The following is a 16,484-nucleotide window of genomic DNA, read 5'->3' as shown; positions in this document are numbered from 1 at the left end:
GAACCTGGTAATGATCAAGCACTATCTTTCGCGCCTGCTCGTGGGCGTCACGGCGCTGGCCGCAGTGGCCTGTGCGCAGGCTGGCGCCATCGACGACGCGGTCAAGCGCGGCACGTTGCGGGTGGGCATGGACCCGACCTACATGCCGTTCGAGATGACCAACAAGCGCGGCGAGATCATCGGCTTCGAAGTCGATATCCTCAAGGCCATGGCCAAGTCCATGGGCGTGAAGCTGGAAACCGTCTCCACGGCCTACGATGGCATCATTCCGGCGCTGATCACCGGCAAGTTCGACATGATCGGCAGCGGCATGACCCTGACCCAGGAACGCAACCTGCGCCTGAACTTCAGCGAGCCCTTCATCGTGGTGGGCCAGACCCTGCTGATCCGCAAGGAGCTGCAAGGCGAGATCAAGTCCTACAAAGACCTCAACAGCGACAAGTACCGCCTGACCTCCAAGCTCGGCACCACCGGCGAAATGATCGCCAAGAAGCTGATCGGCAAGGCGCAGTACCACGGTTATGACAACGAACAGGAAGCGGTCATGGACGTGGTCAACGGCAAGGCCGATGCCTTCGTCTACGACGCGCCGTACAACGTGGTCGCGGTGGAAAAGGCCGGCGCCGGCAAGCTGCTGTTCCTCGAAGAGCCCTTCACCTTCGAACCGTTGGCCTTCGGCCTGAAGAAGGGTGACTACGACAGCATCAACTTCATCAACAACTTCCTGCACCAGATCAAGCACGACGGCACCTACGATCGGATCCACGACAAGTGGTTCAAGAACAAGGACTGGCTGAAGGAAATGGAGTAAGCGCCGCGCGCTGGCGGCAGGCAATCCGCGGCGTGCCGCCTGCAGAGGCCCACTGTCCTCTGCAGGTGCGCGCCGCTCGCCGCTAACCGCCGAGCCTCCGCTCGGCGTCTCGTTTTTTGGAGCACCTTTTTGATCAAGCATAAAAAAGCCCAGTGGCCTTGGCATGGGCTCACTGCGCTCGTGTTGGTGGGCCTGGCGATCAGCCTGTACCTGGCCACCTCGATGATGTCCTACGAATGGCGCTGGAACCGAGTGCCGCAGTATTTCGCCTACCAAGCCGAAGAGACCCAACGCGCTACCGGTTTCGGCACCGTGCAGGACATCGCCGTGTCCGGCAGCCAGGCCACGCTGACGGTGAAGACCGAAGACGGCGAAGTGCAGCACGTGCAGGTGCAGGCCGACAGCGTGCTGCTCAGCCGCGGCGACGACGTGGCCGAGGGCGACGCCCTGGGCGTGACCCGGCACTGGGCTGCCGGCCCCTTGGCCTGGGGCCTGTGGACCACTTTATGGCTGTCGGTGGTGTCCGGGGCGTTCGGCCTGGTGATCGGTCTGTTCGCCGGGCTGTGCCGCTTGTCGAACAACCCGACCCTGCGCGACCTGTCGACGGTGTACGTGGAGCTGGTGCGCGGCACGCCGCTGCTGGTGCAGATCTTCATCTTCTATTTCTTCATCGGCACGGTGCTGAACCTGTCCCGCGAGTTCGCGGGCGTCGCCGCGCTGGCGCTATTTACCGGTGCCTACGTGGCCGAGATCGTGCGCGCCGGCGTGCAGTCGATCGCCCGCGGGCAGAACGAAGCGGCGCGCTCGCTGGGCCTCAACGCCAGCCAGTCGATGCGCCACGTGATCCTGCCCCAGGCGTTCAAGCGCGTGTTGCCGCCGCTGGCCGGGCAGTTCATCAGCCTGGTCAAGGACACCTCCCTGGTGTCGGTGATCGCGATCACCGAGCTGACCAAAAGCGGGCGCGAGGCCATCACCACCTCGTTCTCGACCTTCGAGATCTGGTTCTGCGTGGCCGGTCTGTACCTGCTGATCAACCTGCCGCTGTCGCACCTGGCCAGCCGGCTCGAGCGGAGGCTTGCGCAAAGTGATTGAAGTCCGTGACCTGCTGAAAGTGTTCGATACCCGCGGCCAGGTGGTGCGCGCGGTCGACAACGTCACCACCCAGGTGAGCAAGGGCGAAGTGGTGGTGGTGCTGGGCCCGTCGGGCTCGGGCAAATCGACCTTCCTGCGCTGCCTCAACGGCCTGGAGAGCTTCGACGCCGGCCATGTGGCCATCAACGGCGTGCAGCTCGACGACCCGAAGACCGACATCAACGCCTACCGCCGCGAGGTGGGCATGGTGTTTCAGCACTTCAACCTGTTCCCGCACATGACCGTGCTGGAAAACCTGTGCCTGGCGCAGAAGGTGGTGCGCAAGCGCAGCAAGGTCGAGCGCGAGGACCGGGCCCGCGCCTTGCTGCTCAAGGTCGGCATCAGCGAGAAGGCCAACGAGTACCCCTCGCGCCTTTCGGGCGGCCAGCAGCAGCGGGTGGCCATCGCCCGCGCCCTGGCCATGGACCCGAAGGTGATGCTGTTCGACGAGCCCACCTCGGCGCTCGACCCGGAGATGGTCGGCGAAGTGCTGGACGTGATGAAGACCCTGGCTCTGGAAGGCATGACCATGGTCTGTGTGACCCACGAGATGGGCTTCGCCCGCGAAGTGGCCGACCGCGTGCTGTTCTTCGACCACGGCCGCCTGTTGGAAGACGCCGCGCCCAACGCCTTCTTCGACGCTCCGCAGGACCCGCGCGCGCAGAGCTTCCTGCGCCAGGTGCTGTGATCGACCCGAGCGCCGGCCCTTGCGGGTCGGCGTTCGCCAGCACAACCCGTGCGCTCATCGCCCATGCCCTCGACGCGTTTGGCGCCGGTCGTCGATCTGGCAAGCCTTCGCCAGCCCACCTCGACGCTCACAAGCTGAACTTGCCGACCATCGCCCGCAGCTGCTGACCCAACATCTCCAACGCGCCGCTGGCCGCGGCGGTCTGCTCGCTGGTGGCGCTGGTGCGGTCGGCGCCTTCGCGCACGCCCATCACGCTGCGGTTGATCTGCTCGGCCACCACGCTCTGTTCTTCGCTCGCAGTGGCGATCTGCTGGTTCATGCCCTGGATGCTCGACACCGTTTCGGTGATCTGCCCCAAGGCCTCGCCCGTCCGGCGGCTGAGGGCCACGCTCTGCTCGGTCAGGCGTTTGCTGTGGTCGAGCAGGTGGGTGACGTTCTCGGTGCCGTTGTGCAGGCTGGCGATCAGTTGGCCGATTTCCTCGGTCGATTGCTGGGTGCGCTGGGCCAGGCCGCGCACCTCGTCGGCGACCACGGCGAAACCGCGTCCGGCCTCGCCGGCGCGCGCGGCTTCGATGGCGGCGTTGAGCGCCAGGAGGTTGGTCTGCTGCGACACGGCGGTGATGACCTCGAGGATGCTGCCGATGCGTTGGCTCTCGTCGGCCAAGTGGCGCATGGCCGCCAGGCAGGCGTCCATGTGCCCGGCCAACTCCTCGATCTGCGCGATCGATTGCGTGACCACCTGGTCCCCGGCCTGCGCCTGCTGGTCCGCACGGCTCGCCGCCAGTGCCGCCTGCTCGGCGTTCTGCGCCACTTCGTGCACGGTGGCGCTCATCTGGTTCATGGCCGTGGCCACCTGCTCGGTTTCCTCGCGCTGTTGGCTGGCCTGCAACTGCGTGGCCTCGCTGACGGTGGCCAATTCGTGCACGGCCCGCGACAACTGCTCGACGCCGCCTTCCAGCCCACCGATCAATTCGCGCAGCCCCCCGGTCATGTCGCCCATGCTGTGCTGCAACCGCCCCAGTTCGTCGCTACGCGGGCCGCTGTGCAGCGGCGCCAGGTCGCCCTGGGCGATGCGCCCGGCCTGGGCCAAGGCCACGTCGAGGGGGCGGGTGATCTGCAAGCTGATGATCCACGCCGCCAATAGCCCAATGGCCAGCGCCAGCACGGCGATCACCGTCATCAGGCTGCGCGCGGCCACCGCCTCCTGGTCGCGCAACTGCGCCTGCAGCTCGCCCATGCTCCTGTTGTAGTCCACCAGCTGCAGGCCCAGGGTCTCCAGGTCGTTGTGGATGCGTTCCACATCGATGGCCTTGCGGGCGTAGTCGAGCAGGGCGGCACGATAGGCTTCGATGGCAGCGGGGAGGGTGGCCGCGTTGGGCAGGTCCAGACCGGTCTGAGCCAAGACCGCCTCGATCTGCTGCATCTGCGTGAGGGCACTGGCCAGGGCCGCTTGGCCGACCTGCTCGAAGGTCTCCAGTGGATCGCTGAGGTAGGCGGCGGCCAGGCTCTGCTCGTTGGCCACTTCCAGATGTCGGGCCAGCCCATCGATCAGGTTGGTGGCCTGCTCCAAGGCACTGGGAGCGCTGGACTCGCCCAATAGCGTCATCAGGCGTTCGCGCAGGGTATCGAGCCTGGCAGCCAGGCGGTCGGCCTGCTGCGCCTGGTCCTGCTGCAGTTGCTGGCGCTCGGCGACGTGCTGTTGCAGGCTGGCGAAGGCGCTGTGGTAGGCCTGCAGGTCCCGTTGCTTGTCGGCGATCAGGCGCTGGACCTCGGGGTCGTGGTAGCGCCTTTGCATGTCTTCGGCCAGCGCATCGAGACGCCCCAAGGTGCTGTCGATCTGTTTGCGGCTGACCTCGTCGGCGAGCACCCGGTAAGTGATGCGTTCGCTGCGCAGGTCCTTGCTGTAGTCGCTGAAATGACCGATCTGGATGAGCTTTTCCGAGCTTTCGATGGCGTCGTCCAGGGCCAGCCAGCCGCTGAGGGTGGTGACCAGGGTGAACAGCAGCACCGTGGCGAAGCCCAGGGCGAGCTTGACGCGCACGCTGAGGTTGCCGAGAAATCTGTCCAGTAGTCCTAACATGAGCGCTTCTCCAGGGATGAGTCAGAAGACGCCAGCGATCGGACATGGCGTCGAGTCTTACTCATCGGCAGGATGCGCGTCAGACTGGACCTGCAAATGCTGTGGGAAATTTCCGCATGGCTTGTAGGAAGCGGGGCTGCCTTGCGCAGCCCTGCCATGGCTTACAAACGGAAGCGCGCCACCAGGCCTTGCAAATGCGTGCCCAGCCGCGCCAATTCCACGCTGGAACTGGCGGTCTGCTCGCTGGCCGCCGCAGTCTGATCGGAAATGTCGCGTACGTTCATCACGCTGCGGTTGATCTCTTCGGCCACCGCGCTCTGCTCCTCGGCGGCCGTGGCGATCTGCTGGTTCATCGCCTGGATCGACGACACGGTACGGGTGATGGTGCCCAGCGCGCCGCCCGCGCGACGGGTCAGCTCGACGCTGCTGTCGGTCAGGCCGCGGCTGGCGTCCATCACGTCGGCCACGCGCTGGGTGCCCAGTTGCAGGTTGGCGATCAGCTCTTCGATCTCTTCGGTGGACTGCTGGGTGCGCTGCGCCAGGCTACGTACCTCGTCGGCGACCACGGCGAAGCCGCGTCCGGCCTCACCGGCGCGGGCGGCTTCGATGGCGGCATTGAGCGCCAGCAGGTTGGTTTGCTGGGCCACCGACTTGATCACGTCGAGCACGCTGCCGATCTTGTCGCTTTCCTGCTTGAGCTCGCCCATGGCCTCGCTGGAGTTGTTCACTTCATGGGCCAGGCGCTCGATCTGCGCCACGGCTTCGCCGACCACCCGATCGCCCTCGCGGGCCTGCTGGTCGGCCATCAACGCCGCCTCCGAGGCCTGCTCGGCATTGCGCGCCACTTCCTGCACGGTGGCGGCCATCTCGTTCATGGCGGTGGCCACCTGGTCGGTCTCGACTTTCTGGCTGTTGACCCCGGCGCTGGTCTGGCCGGTGACCGCCGACAGTTGTTCTGCGGCGCTGGCGATCTGCGTGACGCCGTCGCCGATGCCGCCGATCAGTTGCCGCAGGCCTTGGGTCATGTGCTGCATGCTGGTTTGCAACTGGCCCAACTCGTCGCGCCGGGTGACCTGGGACTGCTGGCTCAGATCGCCATTGGCCACACGCTCGGCGGCGCTCAGGGTTTCGCGCAGTGGCACGGTGATCTGCCGGGTGATGATCCACGCGGCAATGATGCCCAGCACTACCGCCACCAGGGTGCTGAGGGCCAACAGCAGGCGCGCCTGCTGCGCGTCCTGGTCGCGTACCTGGGTTTGGGTTTCGGTGAGCTGGCGACTGTTGTCGAACATCACCTGACCTTGGTCGGCCATGCGTTGCAGCGCCTCTTCGCTGGCGCTCTGCGCGCTGGCTACCTGGTTCACCGCGGCGCGGTAGGTGGCCAAGGCCTGGCCGGCGGCCTGCAAGTCTGCGGCGTAGCCGGCGGGCAGGCGCGTGGCGACCTCGCCCAGTACCGCCGAAGCCTTGTCGATGGCCACCAGCGCGGTCTGCTGGCGCTCGGCCTCGCCGCTGTAGGTGTAGCCGCGTACTTCGAAGCGGGCGCGTTGTAGCTCCTGGCCGGCCAGGACGGCGCTGGCGTATTGGCCGATGTCGCCGGCCTGCTGCAAGCGCTGTTCGAGGGTGGCGAGCAGGGCAGCGGCCTGGTCGGCGCTGTCGCCCAGCACGGCACGGCTGCTTTCGCGGCGTTGGGCGGCTTGTTTGAGCTGATCGAAGGCTTGCCGGTACTCGACGACGGCGGCACGTTGGCGCTCGACCCGTTGCAGGTCGGCCGGCTGGGCCAGACGCTCGGATACCCCTTGCAGGCGTTGTTCGAGCTGGTCGAGGGTGGCGTCCATCTGCGTGATGGCGTCCGGGTTGCCTTTGCGTTGGTACTGCTGGCGGGCGATGCGCAGGTCCTGGGTCAGTTGCAGGACTTCGGAAATGTGGCCCAACTTGTCGCCCCGCTCGATGACGTTGCGCAGGCCTGTCCAGCCGGTGGCGGCGGCGACCAGGGTCAATAGCAGGACCAGGCCGAAGCCCATGGCGAGTTTGCGGTTGACGCTGATGTTGCCTAACAGTTGGCTTAAACGTTGATTCATGGCCGATTACCCCTTGTTTATTGGCTGCCGGACGTCCATTGCGGGCTGTCAGGTTCATCGGCCTTGGGGGCATAAACTTTATAGGCACACGGCCTGTAGTGGTTTAGAACAGGCGCGAAAGCAGCGCAGTGACCGCCGTTTCGACCCGCAGGATACGCGCGCCCAGCTGCACGGGCTGCAAGCCGGCCCGGCCCAGCAAGTCGACTTCATAGGGAATCCAACCACCCTCGGGGCCGATCGCCAAGGTCACCGGCTGCTGTACGCCACGCGGGCAGGCCGGGTAGTCGCCCGGGTGGCCGACCAGGCCCAGGGTACCCTGGGCAATGGCCGGTAGGCGGTCTTCGACGAAGGGCTTGAAGCGCTTTTCGATGATCACCTCGGGCAGCACCGTGTCGCGTGCCTGCTCCAGGCCCAGGATCAGGTTCTCGCGGATGCTCGCCGGTTGCAGGAAGGGCGTCTGCCAGAAGCTTTTCTCGACCTTGTAGCTGTTGAGCAGAATCAGCCGCGGCACGCCCAGGGTGGCGACGGTCTGCAGCAGGCGGCGCATCATTTTCGGCCGCGGCACGGCCAGCACCAGGGTCAGCGGCAGTTTGGCCGGCGGCGGCTGGTCGAAGCCGACTTGCAGCTCGGCTTCGCGAGCTTCCAGGCGCAGCAGGGTGGCGCTGCCCATCAGGCCACCGATGCGGCCCACGCGCAGAGTGTCGCCCACGCAGGCGCGGTGGATCTCTTGCAGGTGGGTCAGGCGCCGGTCACTCAGCAGCACGCGGTCGGGCGCGATGAAGTCGGCCTCTTCGAGCAGTAACAGGTTCATGGTTGTTTCGCAGGCGGCTGTGGCGCGTCGGCCTCGTCCTCGGCGGCTACCCGGCGCTTGCGCACCAACGTGGCGAACAGCACGCCGATCTCGAACAGCAGCCACATCGGCACGGCCAGCAGCGTCTGCGAGAAGATGTCGGGCGGGGTCAGGATCATGCCGACCACGAAACAGCCGATGATCACGTAGGGGCGGATCCCCTTCAGGTACTTCACATCGACCACGCCGATCCATACCAGCAGCACCACGGCCACCGGAATCTCGAAGGCCGCGCCGAAGGCGAAGAACAGGGTCATGACGAAATCGAGGTAGTTGGCGATGTCGGTCATCATCGACACGCCTTCGGGGGTAGCGGCGGCGAAGAAGCCGAAGATCAGCGGGAACACCAAGAAGTAGGCGAAGGCCATGCCGGCATAGAACAGGAAGATGCTGGAGACCAGCAGGGGAATGGCGATGCGTTTTTCATGGCGGTACAGCCCCGGCGCGATGAACCCCCACACCTGTTGGAGGATGAACGGCATGGCCACGAACAGCGAGACGATCATGGTCAGCTTGAACGGCGTCAGGAACGGCGAGGCCACGTCGGTGGCGATCATCGTGGCGTTGGCCGGCAAATGGTCGCGCAGCGGTGCCGAAACCAGGGTGTAGATCTGCTGGGCGAAGGAGAACAGGCCGATGAAGATCGCGAAGATCACGCCCACGCAGCGCAGCAGGCGGGTACGCAGTTCGGTCAGGTGCGAGACCAGCGGCATGGGCTGGTCGTGGTCCGGGATTTCGCTCATGGGGCTCGTGGTGGCTGTGGCTGGTCGGAGGGCGTGGGTGACGTGGCCGGCGACCCGGGCGCGGGTGGCGTCGGCACGGCGAGCGTGGCGTCAGGCGCGTGCGAGGCTGCGGCTGCGGGCGGCACGAAGGGAACGCTCTGGTTCGGTGCTGCCGGAGCCGTGGCATCGGCCGGCATCGCAGGCGGTGCGTCGGCAGGCTCGGCCGGTTTGGCCATGGCATTCTTCGGGTCGAGGATGCGCCGGGCTTCCTGTTCCATCGACAGGATGTGCTCGTTATGCAACTGACGGCGGATGTCGTCGGCACCGATTTCGCGTTCCACTTCCATCTTGATGCTGTTGAAGCTGCGTTTCAGACGGCCGATCCACAGCCCTGCGGTACGCGCCGCGCCTGGCAGGCGCTCGGGGCCGAGCACCAGCAGAGCCACCAGGCCCACCAGCAGAAGTTCGCCGAAGCTGATGCCGAACATGGCTCAGTCTTTCCTCAAGGGGTCTTGAACGGGTGTGGTCTGGCCATCGAAAGTCTGGCCTGGGGGCGGCGTGTGCGGCTGGGCCGGTACTGCCTCGGGTTGGGCAGGGGCTGGCGGAATGGGGCTCGTTTGGGGTTGAGCCGGTACTGGTTGAGCAGGTGCTGCCGGTGGTTGAACGGGCGCTGGCTGAGTCGGTGCCATCTGCGGCTGAGGGGGCGCGACGTAGGGCTGGGCCGGCGCTGCCGGCGGCTGTACGGGTGCCGGTTGGACCGGCGCCACCTGTGGCTGGATCGGCGCAGGCTGCACAGGCGGCACGGGCTGCGCGTTGTGCACCGGCGCGGTGGGCTCGGCGGGCTTGTGCTCTTCGTCGCTCATGGCCTTGCGAAAGCCCTTGATCGACTCGCCCAGGTCGCCGCCGAGGTTCTTCAGCTTCTTGGTGCCGAAGACCAGGACCACCACGATCAGCAGGACGATCCAATGTTTCCAGTCGAAAATACCCATTGCGTACTCCAGGAACAGACGTATCGGTTGTGTCGCGAGAGGCGCATCGCCCCCTCGCGCTCGCATTCAGACCCGCATGGGTCAAGCCCGCTGCCGGCGTCAGGCCGACGGCTGGCGCGCGGCCTTTTCCTCGTGCCCGGACAAGCCGAAGCGCCGCTCCAGTTCGTCGAGCACCGCCTGCGGGTGCTGGCCCAGCGCGCTGAGCATGACCAGGCTGTGGAACCACAGGTCGGCGGTTTCGTAGATGACGTCGCTGCAATCGTGGCTGATGGCGGCGTCCTTGGCGGCGATGATGGTTTCCACCGACTCTTCGCCGAGCTTTTCCAGAATCTTGTTCAGGCCCTTGTGGTGCAGGCTGGCCACGTAGGAGCTGTCGGGGGCGGCATGCTTGCGGGCCTCGAGGACTTCGGCCAGACGGGTGAGGGTGTCGCTCATGTCAGTGTCCTGCGTGGTAGATGGCGTGCGGGTCTTTGAGCACCGGATCGACGATGTGCCATTGGCCGTTTTCGTAGACGCGGTAGAAGCAGCTCTGCCGACCGGTATGGCAGGCGATCTCGCCCAGTTGCTCGACCATCAGGATGATCACGTCGGCGTCGCAGTCCAGGCGCATCTCATGCAGCTTCTGCACATGCCCGGATTCCTCGCCCTTGCGCCACAGCTTGCCACGCGAACGCGACCAGTAGATGGCGCGCTGCTCGGCGGCGGTCAGTGCCAGGGCTTCGCGGTTCATCCAGGCCATCATCAGCACGCGCCCGGTCTTGTGGTCCTGGGCGATGGCCGGTACCAGCCCGTCGCTGTTCCAGTTGATCTCGTCCAACCAGTCTTTCATCTCTCACTCCAGAACAGGCCCCCAGGAAGACGAGGGGGCCTTGTGCATCGGTCGCGGCGTGTGGGGCGCTCGGTCCGGAGTCGCCCTTGCAGGCGGTCCGGTGCGCCGTATTGGCCGCTCGTACAGGCGGGCTAGTGTGCCAGCCGTCGCTGCCCCTGGCTATCGACGCACGATCAGGTACAACCCCGCCGCGAGCATCAGGTACGCCGGCCACACGGCCGGGGCGGTCAGGTTGGCCGCGCCGGCAGCCAGGGTCGCGCCACCGCCGAGCAGGCCTGCGCCGAGCAGACGCAGGGCCCAGTGGTCGCCGCGGTTGCGTTGGTCGGGCAGGCGCGGGTCCTTGCGGTGCGGCTGCGACAGGCGCTCCAGCAGGTCGCGGGTCATGCCGGCCAGGTGCGGCAGTTGCTCGACCTGGCTGTAGACGTTGCTGAGCACCGCCTTGGGGCTCATGCGCTGACGCATCCAGCGCTCCAGGTACGGCTTGGCGGTGGTCCACAGGTCGAGTTCGGGGTGCAACTGCCGGCCCAGGCCTTCGATGTTGAGCAGGGTCTTCTGCAACAGCACCAGCTGCGGCTGCACTTCCATGTTGAAGCGCCGCGCGGTCTGGAACAGGCGCATCAGCACCTGGCCGAAGGAAATGTCCTTGAGCGGCTTTTCGAAGATCGGCTCGCACACGGTGCGGATCGCCGCCTCGAATTCGTTGACCTTGGTGTGCGCCGGCACCCAGCCCGAATCGATGTGCAACTGCGCCACACGGCGGTAGTCGCGTTTGAAGAAGGCGATGAGGTTGCGCGCCAGGTAGTCCTGGTCTTCGTCGGTGAGGCTGCCGACGATGCCGCAGTCGATGGCGATGTACTGCGGGCTCCAGGGGCGCACGGTGCTGACGAAGATGTTGCCCGGGTGCATGTCGGCATGGAAGAAGCTGTCGCGGAACACCTGGGTGAAGAACACTTCCACGCCGCGTTCGGCCAACAGCTTCATGTCAGTGCCCTGGTCGGCCAGGGTCGCCATGTCGGTGACCGGCACGCCGTAGATGCGCTCCATCACCAGCACCTTGGGCCGGCAGTAGTCCCAGTACACCTGGGGCACGTACATCAGGTCGGAGCCTTCGAAGTTGCGCCGCAACTGGCTGGAGTTGGCAGCTTCGCGCAGCAGGTCGAGCTCGTCGTAGATGGTCTTCTCGTAGTCGCCGACCACGTCCACCGGGTGTAGGCGACGGGCATCGGCCGACAGCCGCTCGGCGGCCTTGGCGATCAGGAACAGCCACGCCAGGTCCTGGGCGATCACCGTTTGCAGGCCAGGGCGCACCACCTTGACCACCACTTCCTCGCCCGTCTTGAGCTTGGCCGCATGCACCTGGGCCACCGAGGCCGAGGCCAGCGGCTCGACGTCGAAGCGGCTGAACACCTGCTCGATGCGTGCGCCCAGCTGGCTTTCGATCAGCTCCACGGCGCGCTTGGGGTCGAACGGCGGCACGCGGTCCTGCAGCAGCATCAGTTCGTCGGCGACGTCCGTAGGCAGCAGGTCGCGACGGGTCGAGAGCAACTGGCCGAACTTGATGAAGATCGGCCCCAGGTCTTGCAGCGCCATGCGCAGGCGCGCCCCGCGCGATGCCTCGGCGGGCTTGCGCGGCAGCCAGCGCCAGGGCATCAGCAGGCGCAGGCTCATCAGCCACCAGGGCAGGGGCATGGCGAACAGCAGGTCATCGAGGCGGTAGCGGATCACCACGCGCTGGATGTGAAACAGACGGCGGACGGCGAGCAGCTTCATGCGTTATCGCTGGTATCAAGGGGGCGGGAAAGGCGGCGGATGCGCGCCTCGAGTCGTTCGATGTCGAGCTTCAGCGCATCGAGTTCGCTGAAGGCCGCTTCGGCTTCGCGCTGGCCCACCAGGGTGCGCGATTCTTCGGCCAGGTATTCGGAGAGGTTCTGGCCGAAGCGCGCCAGGCCCTGGCGCGTCCAGCCCGCGCGCTGGCGCAGGTGCCCGGCCAGCAGCGAGGTGGCCACCGGGCCGAGCCAGCGCGACAGCTCGTATTCCCAGTCCAGCTCCAGGTCTTGCAGCACGCCGAACAGGTCGAGCAGGGCGGCGCTGTCGCCGTGCAGCTCGACCTCGGGGCTGTGCAGCACGGCGGTCTTGTTGCGGCTCAGGGCCAACCGCGCCAGGCTGCTGGCCGGTGCCCGCAGGGTGCAGTGCACCTCGCCTTCCCAATGGCCGGCGAGCATCAGGCCGTCTTCGTCGGGCAGCACGAACACCCGCAGCGCGGGTTGGCGACAGTCGATGGCGATGACCTTGCCCTCCAGCGCGGCCAGGCGCGGCAGGGCCGTGCTGTCCATGCGCAGCACGCGGTTCAGGCCATGCTCGACGCTTGCGAGCACCCCGGCCAGCAGCATCAGGGCTTGATTCCCCGGTGCACGGCCACGATGCCGCTGGTCATGTTGTGGTAGGTGACGCGGTCGAAGCCGGCCTCGACCATCATGCCCTTGAGGGTTTCCTGGTCGGGGTGCATGCGGATCGATTCGGCGAGATACCGGTAGCTTTCCGAGTCGTTGGTGATCAGCTTGCCGGCCAGCGGCATGAAGGCGAAGGAGTAGGCGTCGTAGGCCTTGGACATCAGCTTGTTGGTGGGCTTGGAGAACTCTAGCACCAGCAGGCGACCGCCGGGCTTGAGCACGCGCAGCATCGAGCGGATGGCGGCGTCCTTGTGGGTGACGTTGCGCAGGCCGAAGGCGATGGTCACGCAGTCGAAGTGGTTGTCCGGGAACGGCAGCTTCTCGGCGTCGGCCTGGACGAACTCGATGTTGCCCGCCACACCGCGGTCGAGCAGGCGGTCGCGGCCGACCTTGAGCATCGACTCGTTGATGTCGGCCAGCACCACCTGGCCGGTGGGGCCGACCAGACGCGAGAACTTGGCGGCCAGGTCGCCCGTGCCGCCGGCGATGTCCAGCACCCGGTTGCCGCTGCGCACGCCCGACAGCTCGATGGTGAAGCGCTTCCACAAACGGTGCATGCCGCCGGAGAGCACGTCGTTCATCAGGTCGTACTTGGCCGCGACGGAGTGGAAGACCTCGGCGACCTTCTTGGCCTTCTGGCTTTCCGGAACGTCGCTGTAACCGAAATGGGTGGTGGGTTCGGCGGCATCGCCTTTGCGCTGATCGTTCATATCGCTCACCGGGGAAAAATTACCGCCATTCTAGGGCGAACCGGCGGATTTGTCTTGGCGGGGTGTGCCCTCTGACAGGGGCAGGCATAATGACCAGCTTGTCTCAGCTTCAGGACCCCACGCATGACCCAGATCAGCGTCGAACGCAAACACAGCCTCGGCCGCGAAGCCGCCCGCGCCAAGGCCGAGGCCCTGGTGGAAAAACTCTCCAGCCAATACGACCTCAAGGCGAACTGGGACGGCGACCGCGTCGACATCGCGCGCAGCGGTGCCAAGGGCAGCGTGCACATCGGCGACGAGTCGATTCGGGTGGATTTGAAGCTGGGCATGATGCTGTCGATGATGAGCGGCACCATCGAGGGTGAAATCGAGCGGGCGTTGGACAAGGCGTTGGCGTGAGGGGCGGGCACCTCAAAGCATCAGTTTGACCACCGATTCCACCGGATCACGGCTTTTACCGGCCAGGCGCAGTTGCTCCAGATAGTCCTCCCACAGCGCCTCCTGGCGCAGGCACAACTGCTCCAGGTACTCCCAGGTGAACAGCCCACTGTCGTGGCCATCGTCGAAGATCAGCTTCAGCGCGTACTGCCCGGCCGGTTCCAGGCCCGCGAGCCCCACGTTGACCTTGCCGAATTGCAGAATCGGCTTGCCATGGCCTTGCACCTCGGCCGACGGCGAGTGCACCCGCAGGAACTCCGCCGGCAGGTGGTACACCTCGTCGGGGGCATAGGTCAGTGACAGGGTCTTTGAGGCTTTGTGCAGGTTGATGGCGGTGGGCAGGCGCGGCATGGCGGCGGTCTCTGAAGAAACGGATGGCCAAGCTTCGGGGTTCGGCTGGAGAGATTCAAGCGGTTGTCTGGGGAAGACGGCCTTGGGTTGGCGTCGTAGAGCGCGCGCGTGGCGCTTGTGGGGTGGTCGATCAACGCCGGACACCTCGATAGATCGTGCCGACAGTTGTCGCGGCCATGGAAGGGTCGCTTGCATCACCGGCAGCAGCGTTCATGAATGCCACTGCGCGCCGGCACTGGCGTGACAGGTCGAGGCCTTGCGTGTTTTCCGCCGAGTAAAAACCAAAGGCCGCAAAAGCGGCCCCTGGTAATCGCCACACCCCTTACAGAATGTAACGCGACAAATCTTCGTTCTGCGCCAGATCGCCCAAGTGCGTGTCCACGTAGTCGGCATCGATACGGATCGGCGCTTCGGTGTGGCTGCTGGCCAGATCCCCAGCGCTGAACGACACTTCTTCGAGCAGACGTTCGAGCAGCGTGTGCAGACGTCGCGCCCCGATGTTTTCGGTCTTCTCGTTCACTTGGTAAGCGATCTCGGCCAGACGCTTGATGCCCGAATCGACGAACTCGATGTTCAAGCCCTCGGTCTTGAGCAGCTCGCGGTACTGTTCGGTCAGCGACGCGTGCGGCTCCTGCAGGATGCGTTCGAAGTCTTCCGGGGTCAGTGCCTTGAGCTCGACGCGGATCGGCAGACGGCCTTGCAGTTCGGGCACCAGGTCGCTCGGCTTGCTCAGGTGGAACGCGCCGGAGGCGATGAACAGGATGTGGTCGGTTTTGACCATGCCCAGCTTGGTGTTGACGGTGCAGCCTTCGATCAGCGGCAGCAGGTCGCGCTGGACGCCTTCGCGGGACACGTCGGCGCCGCCGACGTTGCCGCGCTTGGCCACCTTATCGATCTCGTCGATGAACACGATGCCGTGCTGCTCGACCGACTCCAGGGCCTTGGCCTTGAGTTCTTCCTCGTTGACCAGGCGGCCGGCCTCTTCGTCGCGCACCAGCTTGAGCGCTTCCTTGACCTTGAGTTTGCGCGACTTGCGCTTGCCCTTGCCCATGTTGGCGAACAGGTTCTGCAACTGGCTGGTCATCTCTTCCATGCCCGGTGGGGCGGCGATGTCCACGCCGGCCGACTCGGCCACTTCGATCTCGATGTCCTTGTCGTCCAGCTCACCCTGACGCAGGCGTTTGCGGAACAGCTGGCGGGTGTTGGAATCGGTGCTGGTCTGAGCGGCTTCCTCGCTGAAGCTGGTGGCGCGCGCCTGGGGCAGCAGGGCGTCGAGGATGCGGTCTTCGGCGGCGTCTTCGGCGCGGTGGCGCACGCGGACGATTTCCTGCTCGCGCAACAGTTTCAGTGCGGCATCGGCCAGATCGCGGATGATCGACTCGACGTCGCGACCCACATAACCGACTTCGGTGAACTTGGTGGCTTCGACCTTGATGAACGGGGCGTTGGCCAGCTTGGCCAGGCGCCGGGCGATTTCGGTCTTGCCGACGCCGGTAGGGCCGATCATGAGGATGTTCTTGGGCGTCACTTCCGCGCGCAGCTCGGCCGGCAGCTGCATGCGCCGCCAGCGGTTGCGCAGGGCGATGGCCACGGCGCGCTTGGCGTCGTCCTGGCCGATGATGTGGCGGTTGAGTTCGTGGACGATTTCGCGGGGGGTCATGGACATAAGAATGATGGTCCTCGTGCGCGGTGGTTCAGCGTGGAAAAGCCCAGCCGTTGGGGCTGGGCGCCAGAACAGCTGATCACTCGGCCAGGTCCTGCTCCTCGATGGTCAGGTTGTGGTTGGTGAACACGCAGATGTCGCCGGCGATGTTCAGGGCGGTCTCGGCGATCTCGCGAGCGCCCAGTTCGGTCTTGTTCAGCAGGGCGCGGGCCGCTGCCTGGGCGAAGGCACCGCCCGAACCCATGGCGATCAGGCCGTCTTCGGGTTCGACCACGTCGCCGTTGCCGGTGATGATCAGCGAGGCGTCCTTGTTGGCCACGGCCAGCATGGCTTCCAGGCGGCTCAGGGTACGGTCGGTACGCCATTCCTTGGCCAGCTCGACCGCGGCGCGGATCAGGTGGCCCTGGTGTTTCTCCAACTGGCCCTCGAAGCGCTCGAAGAGCGTGAAGGCATCGGCGGTGGCACCCGCGAAGCCGGCGATCACCTGGCCGTGGTACAGGCGACGGACCTTCTTGGCGTTGCCTTTCATCACGGTATTGCCGAGCGACACCTGGCCGTCGCCAGCCATGACGACTTTACCGTGGCGGCGAACTGAAACGATGGTAGTCAAGGGGACGTCTCCATGCAGCGGGGGCGAAAATGCCTGATGGAAACTGATATGGGGATCTTGAGATGGATTTCAACCGGTGGATGC

17 protein-coding genes and 2 pseudogenes are annotated in these 16,484 nt (G+C 65.7%); 4 read left to right on the top strand and 15 right to left on the bottom strand.

From position 1 onward, the window contains the following. Window positions 1–13: 13 nt before the first annotated feature. The 3 genes from ACSMEV_RS01390 to ACSMEV_RS01380 all read left to right on the top strand — a co-directional run bounded on the left by ACSMEV_RS01390 (window position 14) and on the right by ACSMEV_RS01380 (window position 2,630). Window positions 14–811, top strand: coding sequence for a transporter substrate-binding domain-containing protein (locus tag ACSMEV_RS01390; protein ID WP_296267295.1), 798 nt, complete (start codon window positions 14–16; stop codon window positions 809–811). Between the two features lie 129 nt (window positions 812–940). Then, a complete protein-coding gene (locus ACSMEV_RS01385; RefSeq protein WP_296266262.1) occupies window positions 941–1,903 on the top strand; it encodes an amino acid ABC transporter permease in 963 nt (320 codons plus the stop codon). Beyond that, window positions 1,896–2,630 carry an amino acid ABC transporter ATP-binding protein gene (locus ACSMEV_RS01380; protein WP_459208277.1) on the top strand — a complete coding sequence of 245 codons (735 nt, stop codon included), beginning with the start codon at window positions 1,896–1,898 and terminating at the stop codon, window positions 2,628–2,630. The genes ACSMEV_RS01385 and ACSMEV_RS01380 overlap by 8 nt, the downstream gene beginning before the upstream one ends. 127 nt (window positions 2,631–2,757) lie before the next feature. Here the strand turns inward: ACSMEV_RS01380 and ACSMEV_RS01375 are convergent, their stop codons facing one another. From ACSMEV_RS01375 to ubiE, 12 genes and pseudogenes are all read right to left on the bottom strand, one after another. Next, window positions 2,758–4,710 (bottom strand): HAMP domain-containing methyl-accepting chemotaxis protein, encoded by a 1,953-nt coding sequence (locus ACSMEV_RS01375; RefSeq protein WP_459206940.1) that lies wholly within the window; start codon window positions 4,708–4,710, stop codon window positions 2,758–2,760. Between the two features lie 161 nt (window positions 4,711–4,871). After that, window positions 4,872–5,585: a methyl-accepting chemotaxis protein gene (locus tag ACSMEV_RS01370; protein ID WP_459208276.1), complete on the bottom strand. Its 714-nt coding sequence runs from the start codon at window positions 5,583–5,585 to the stop codon at window positions 4,872–4,874. A gap of 141 nt (window positions 5,586–5,726) precedes the next feature. Then, window positions 5,727–6,731: pseudogene (locus ACSMEV_RS01365) on the bottom strand (methyl-accepting chemotaxis protein); the annotation flags it as partial. 160 nt (window positions 6,732–6,891) lie between these two features. Beyond that, a complete protein-coding gene (locus tag ACSMEV_RS01360) occupies window positions 6,892–7,599 on the bottom strand; it encodes a 16S rRNA (uracil(1498)-N(3))-methyltransferase (protein ID WP_459206939.1) in 708 nt (235 codons plus the stop codon). Then, window positions 7,596–8,381 carry a twin-arginine translocase subunit TatC gene (gene tatC, locus ACSMEV_RS01355; RefSeq protein ID WP_459206938.1) on the bottom strand — a complete coding sequence of 262 codons (786 nt, stop codon included), beginning with the start codon at window positions 8,379–8,381 and terminating at the stop codon, window positions 7,596–7,598. Before tatC ends, ACSMEV_RS01360 begins: the two co-directional genes overlap by 4 nt. Beyond that, window positions 8,378–8,848 (bottom strand): Sec-independent protein translocase protein TatB, encoded by a 471-nt coding sequence (tatB, locus tag ACSMEV_RS01350; protein WP_459206937.1) that lies wholly within the window; start codon window positions 8,846–8,848, stop codon window positions 8,378–8,380. Before tatB ends, tatC begins: the two co-directional genes overlap by 4 nt. A 243-nt stretch (window positions 8,849–9,091) precedes the next feature. Continuing rightward, window positions 9,092–9,349, bottom strand: a pseudogene (locus ACSMEV_RS01345) (twin-arginine translocase TatA/TatE family subunit); the annotation flags it as partial. 99 nt (window positions 9,350–9,448) lie between these two features. After that, window positions 9,449–9,784 carry a phosphoribosyl-ATP diphosphatase gene (locus ACSMEV_RS01340; RefSeq protein ID WP_296266247.1) on the bottom strand — a complete coding sequence of 112 codons (336 nt, stop codon included), beginning with the start codon at window positions 9,782–9,784 and terminating at the stop codon, window positions 9,449–9,451. Between the two features lies 1 nt (window position 9,785). Beyond that, window positions 9,786–10,178: a phosphoribosyl-AMP cyclohydrolase gene (gene hisI, locus ACSMEV_RS01335; RefSeq protein ID WP_313740745.1), complete on the bottom strand. Its 393-nt coding sequence runs from the start codon at window positions 10,176–10,178 to the stop codon at window positions 9,786–9,788. A 159-nt stretch (window positions 10,179–10,337) separates the two neighbouring features. Next, window positions 10,338–11,948: a ubiquinone biosynthesis regulatory protein kinase UbiB gene (ubiB, locus tag ACSMEV_RS01330; RefSeq protein WP_459206936.1), complete on the bottom strand. Its 1,611-nt coding sequence runs from the start codon at window positions 11,946–11,948 to the stop codon at window positions 10,338–10,340. Continuing rightward, window positions 11,945–12,568 carry a ubiquinone biosynthesis accessory factor UbiJ gene (locus ACSMEV_RS01325; RefSeq protein ID WP_313740747.1) on the bottom strand — a complete coding sequence of 208 codons (624 nt, stop codon included), beginning with the start codon at window positions 12,566–12,568 and terminating at the stop codon, window positions 11,945–11,947. Before ACSMEV_RS01325 ends, ubiB begins: the two co-directional genes overlap by 4 nt. Next, complete coding sequence (ubiE, locus tag ACSMEV_RS01320; protein ID WP_296266240.1) at window positions 12,568–13,338, bottom strand: bifunctional demethylmenaquinone methyltransferase/2-methoxy-6-polyprenyl-1,4-benzoquinol methylase UbiE; 771 nt, start codon at window positions 13,336–13,338, stop codon at window positions 12,568–12,570. Before ubiE ends, ACSMEV_RS01325 begins: the two co-directional genes overlap by 1 nt. 123 nt (window positions 13,339–13,461) lie before the next feature. Between ubiE and ACSMEV_RS01315 the strand changes: the two genes are divergently transcribed. Continuing rightward, a complete protein-coding gene (locus tag ACSMEV_RS01315) occupies window positions 13,462–13,737 on the top strand; it encodes a polyhydroxyalkanoic acid system family protein (RefSeq protein ID WP_296266238.1) in 276 nt (91 codons plus the stop codon). Window positions 13,738–13,749: 12 nt separating this feature from the next. On the opposite strand, the gene ACSMEV_RS01310 is transcribed toward ACSMEV_RS01315, so the two are convergent. The 3 genes from ACSMEV_RS01310 to hslV all read right to left on the bottom strand — a co-directional run bounded on the left by ACSMEV_RS01310 (window position 13,750) and on the right by hslV (window position 16,400). After that, window positions 13,750–14,127 (bottom strand): gamma-butyrobetaine hydroxylase family protein, encoded by a 378-nt coding sequence (locus tag ACSMEV_RS01310; RefSeq protein ID WP_459206935.1) that lies wholly within the window; start codon window positions 14,125–14,127, stop codon window positions 13,750–13,752. Between the two features lie 322 nt (window positions 14,128–14,449). Then, a complete protein-coding gene (gene hslU, locus ACSMEV_RS01305) occupies window positions 14,450–15,793 on the bottom strand; it encodes an ATP-dependent protease ATPase subunit HslU (RefSeq protein ID WP_296266232.1) in 1,344 nt (447 codons plus the stop codon). A gap of 76 nt (window positions 15,794–15,869) precedes the next feature. Further along, window positions 15,870–16,400: an ATP-dependent protease subunit HslV gene (gene hslV / locus ACSMEV_RS01300; RefSeq protein WP_296266229.1), complete on the bottom strand. Its 531-nt coding sequence runs from the start codon at window positions 16,398–16,400 to the stop codon at window positions 15,870–15,872. Window positions 16,401–16,484: the final 84 nt, after the last annotated feature.

The organism is Pseudomonas sp. MLB6B (genome assembly GCF_054508135.1).
The sequence above is the reverse complement of the archived record's forward strand: the minus strand, read 5'-3'. Positions and strand labels throughout refer to the sequence as shown.

Bases quoted from the DNA above. Each gene is read 5' to 3' on its own strand.
- ACSMEV_RS01340 (WP_296266247.1), bottom strand. From the start codon at position 9,784: ATGAGCGACACCCTCACCCGTCTGGCCGAAGTCCTCGAGGCCCGCAAG.
- ACSMEV_RS01375 (WP_459206940.1), bottom strand. From the start codon at position 4,710: ATGTTAGGACTACTGGACAGATTTCTCGGCAACCTCAGCGTGCGCGTC.
- ACSMEV_RS01325 (WP_313740747.1), bottom strand. From the start codon at position 12,568: ATGCTGCTGGCCGGGGTGCTCGCAAGCGTCGAGCATGGCCTGAACCGC.
- ACSMEV_RS01310 (WP_459206935.1), bottom strand. From the start codon at position 14,127: ATGCCGCGCCTGCCCACCGCCATCAACCTGCACAAAGCCTCAAAGACC.
- tatB (WP_459206937.1), bottom strand. From the start codon at position 8,848: ATGTTCGGCATCAGCTTCGGCGAACTTCTGCTGGTGGGCCTGGTGGCT.
- ACSMEV_RS01360 (WP_459206939.1), bottom strand. From the start codon at position 7,599: ATGAACCTGTTACTGCTCGAAGAGGCCGACTTCATCGCGCCCGACCGC.
- ACSMEV_RS01370 (WP_459208276.1), bottom strand. From the start codon at position 5,585: ATGAACGAGATGGCCGCCACCGTGCAGGAAGTGGCGCGCAATGCCGAG.
- tatC (WP_459206938.1), bottom strand. From the start codon at position 8,381: ATGAGCGAAATCCCGGACCACGACCAGCCCATGCCGCTGGTCTCGCAC.
- ACSMEV_RS01315 (WP_296266238.1), top strand. From the start codon at position 13,462: ATGACCCAGATCAGCGTCGAACGCAAACACAGCCTCGGCCGCGAAGCC.
- ubiE (WP_296266240.1), bottom strand. From the start codon at position 13,338: ATGAACGATCAGCGCAAAGGCGATGCCGCCGAACCCACCACCCATTTC.
- ubiB (WP_459206936.1), bottom strand. From the start codon at position 11,948: ATGAAGCTGCTCGCCGTCCGCCGTCTGTTTCACATCCAGCGCGTGGTG.
- hisI (WP_313740745.1), bottom strand. From the start codon at position 10,178: ATGAAAGACTGGTTGGACGAGATCAACTGGAACAGCGACGGGCTGGTA.
- hslU (WP_296266232.1), bottom strand. From the start codon at position 15,793: ATGTCCATGACCCCCCGCGAAATCGTCCACGAACTCAACCGCCACATC.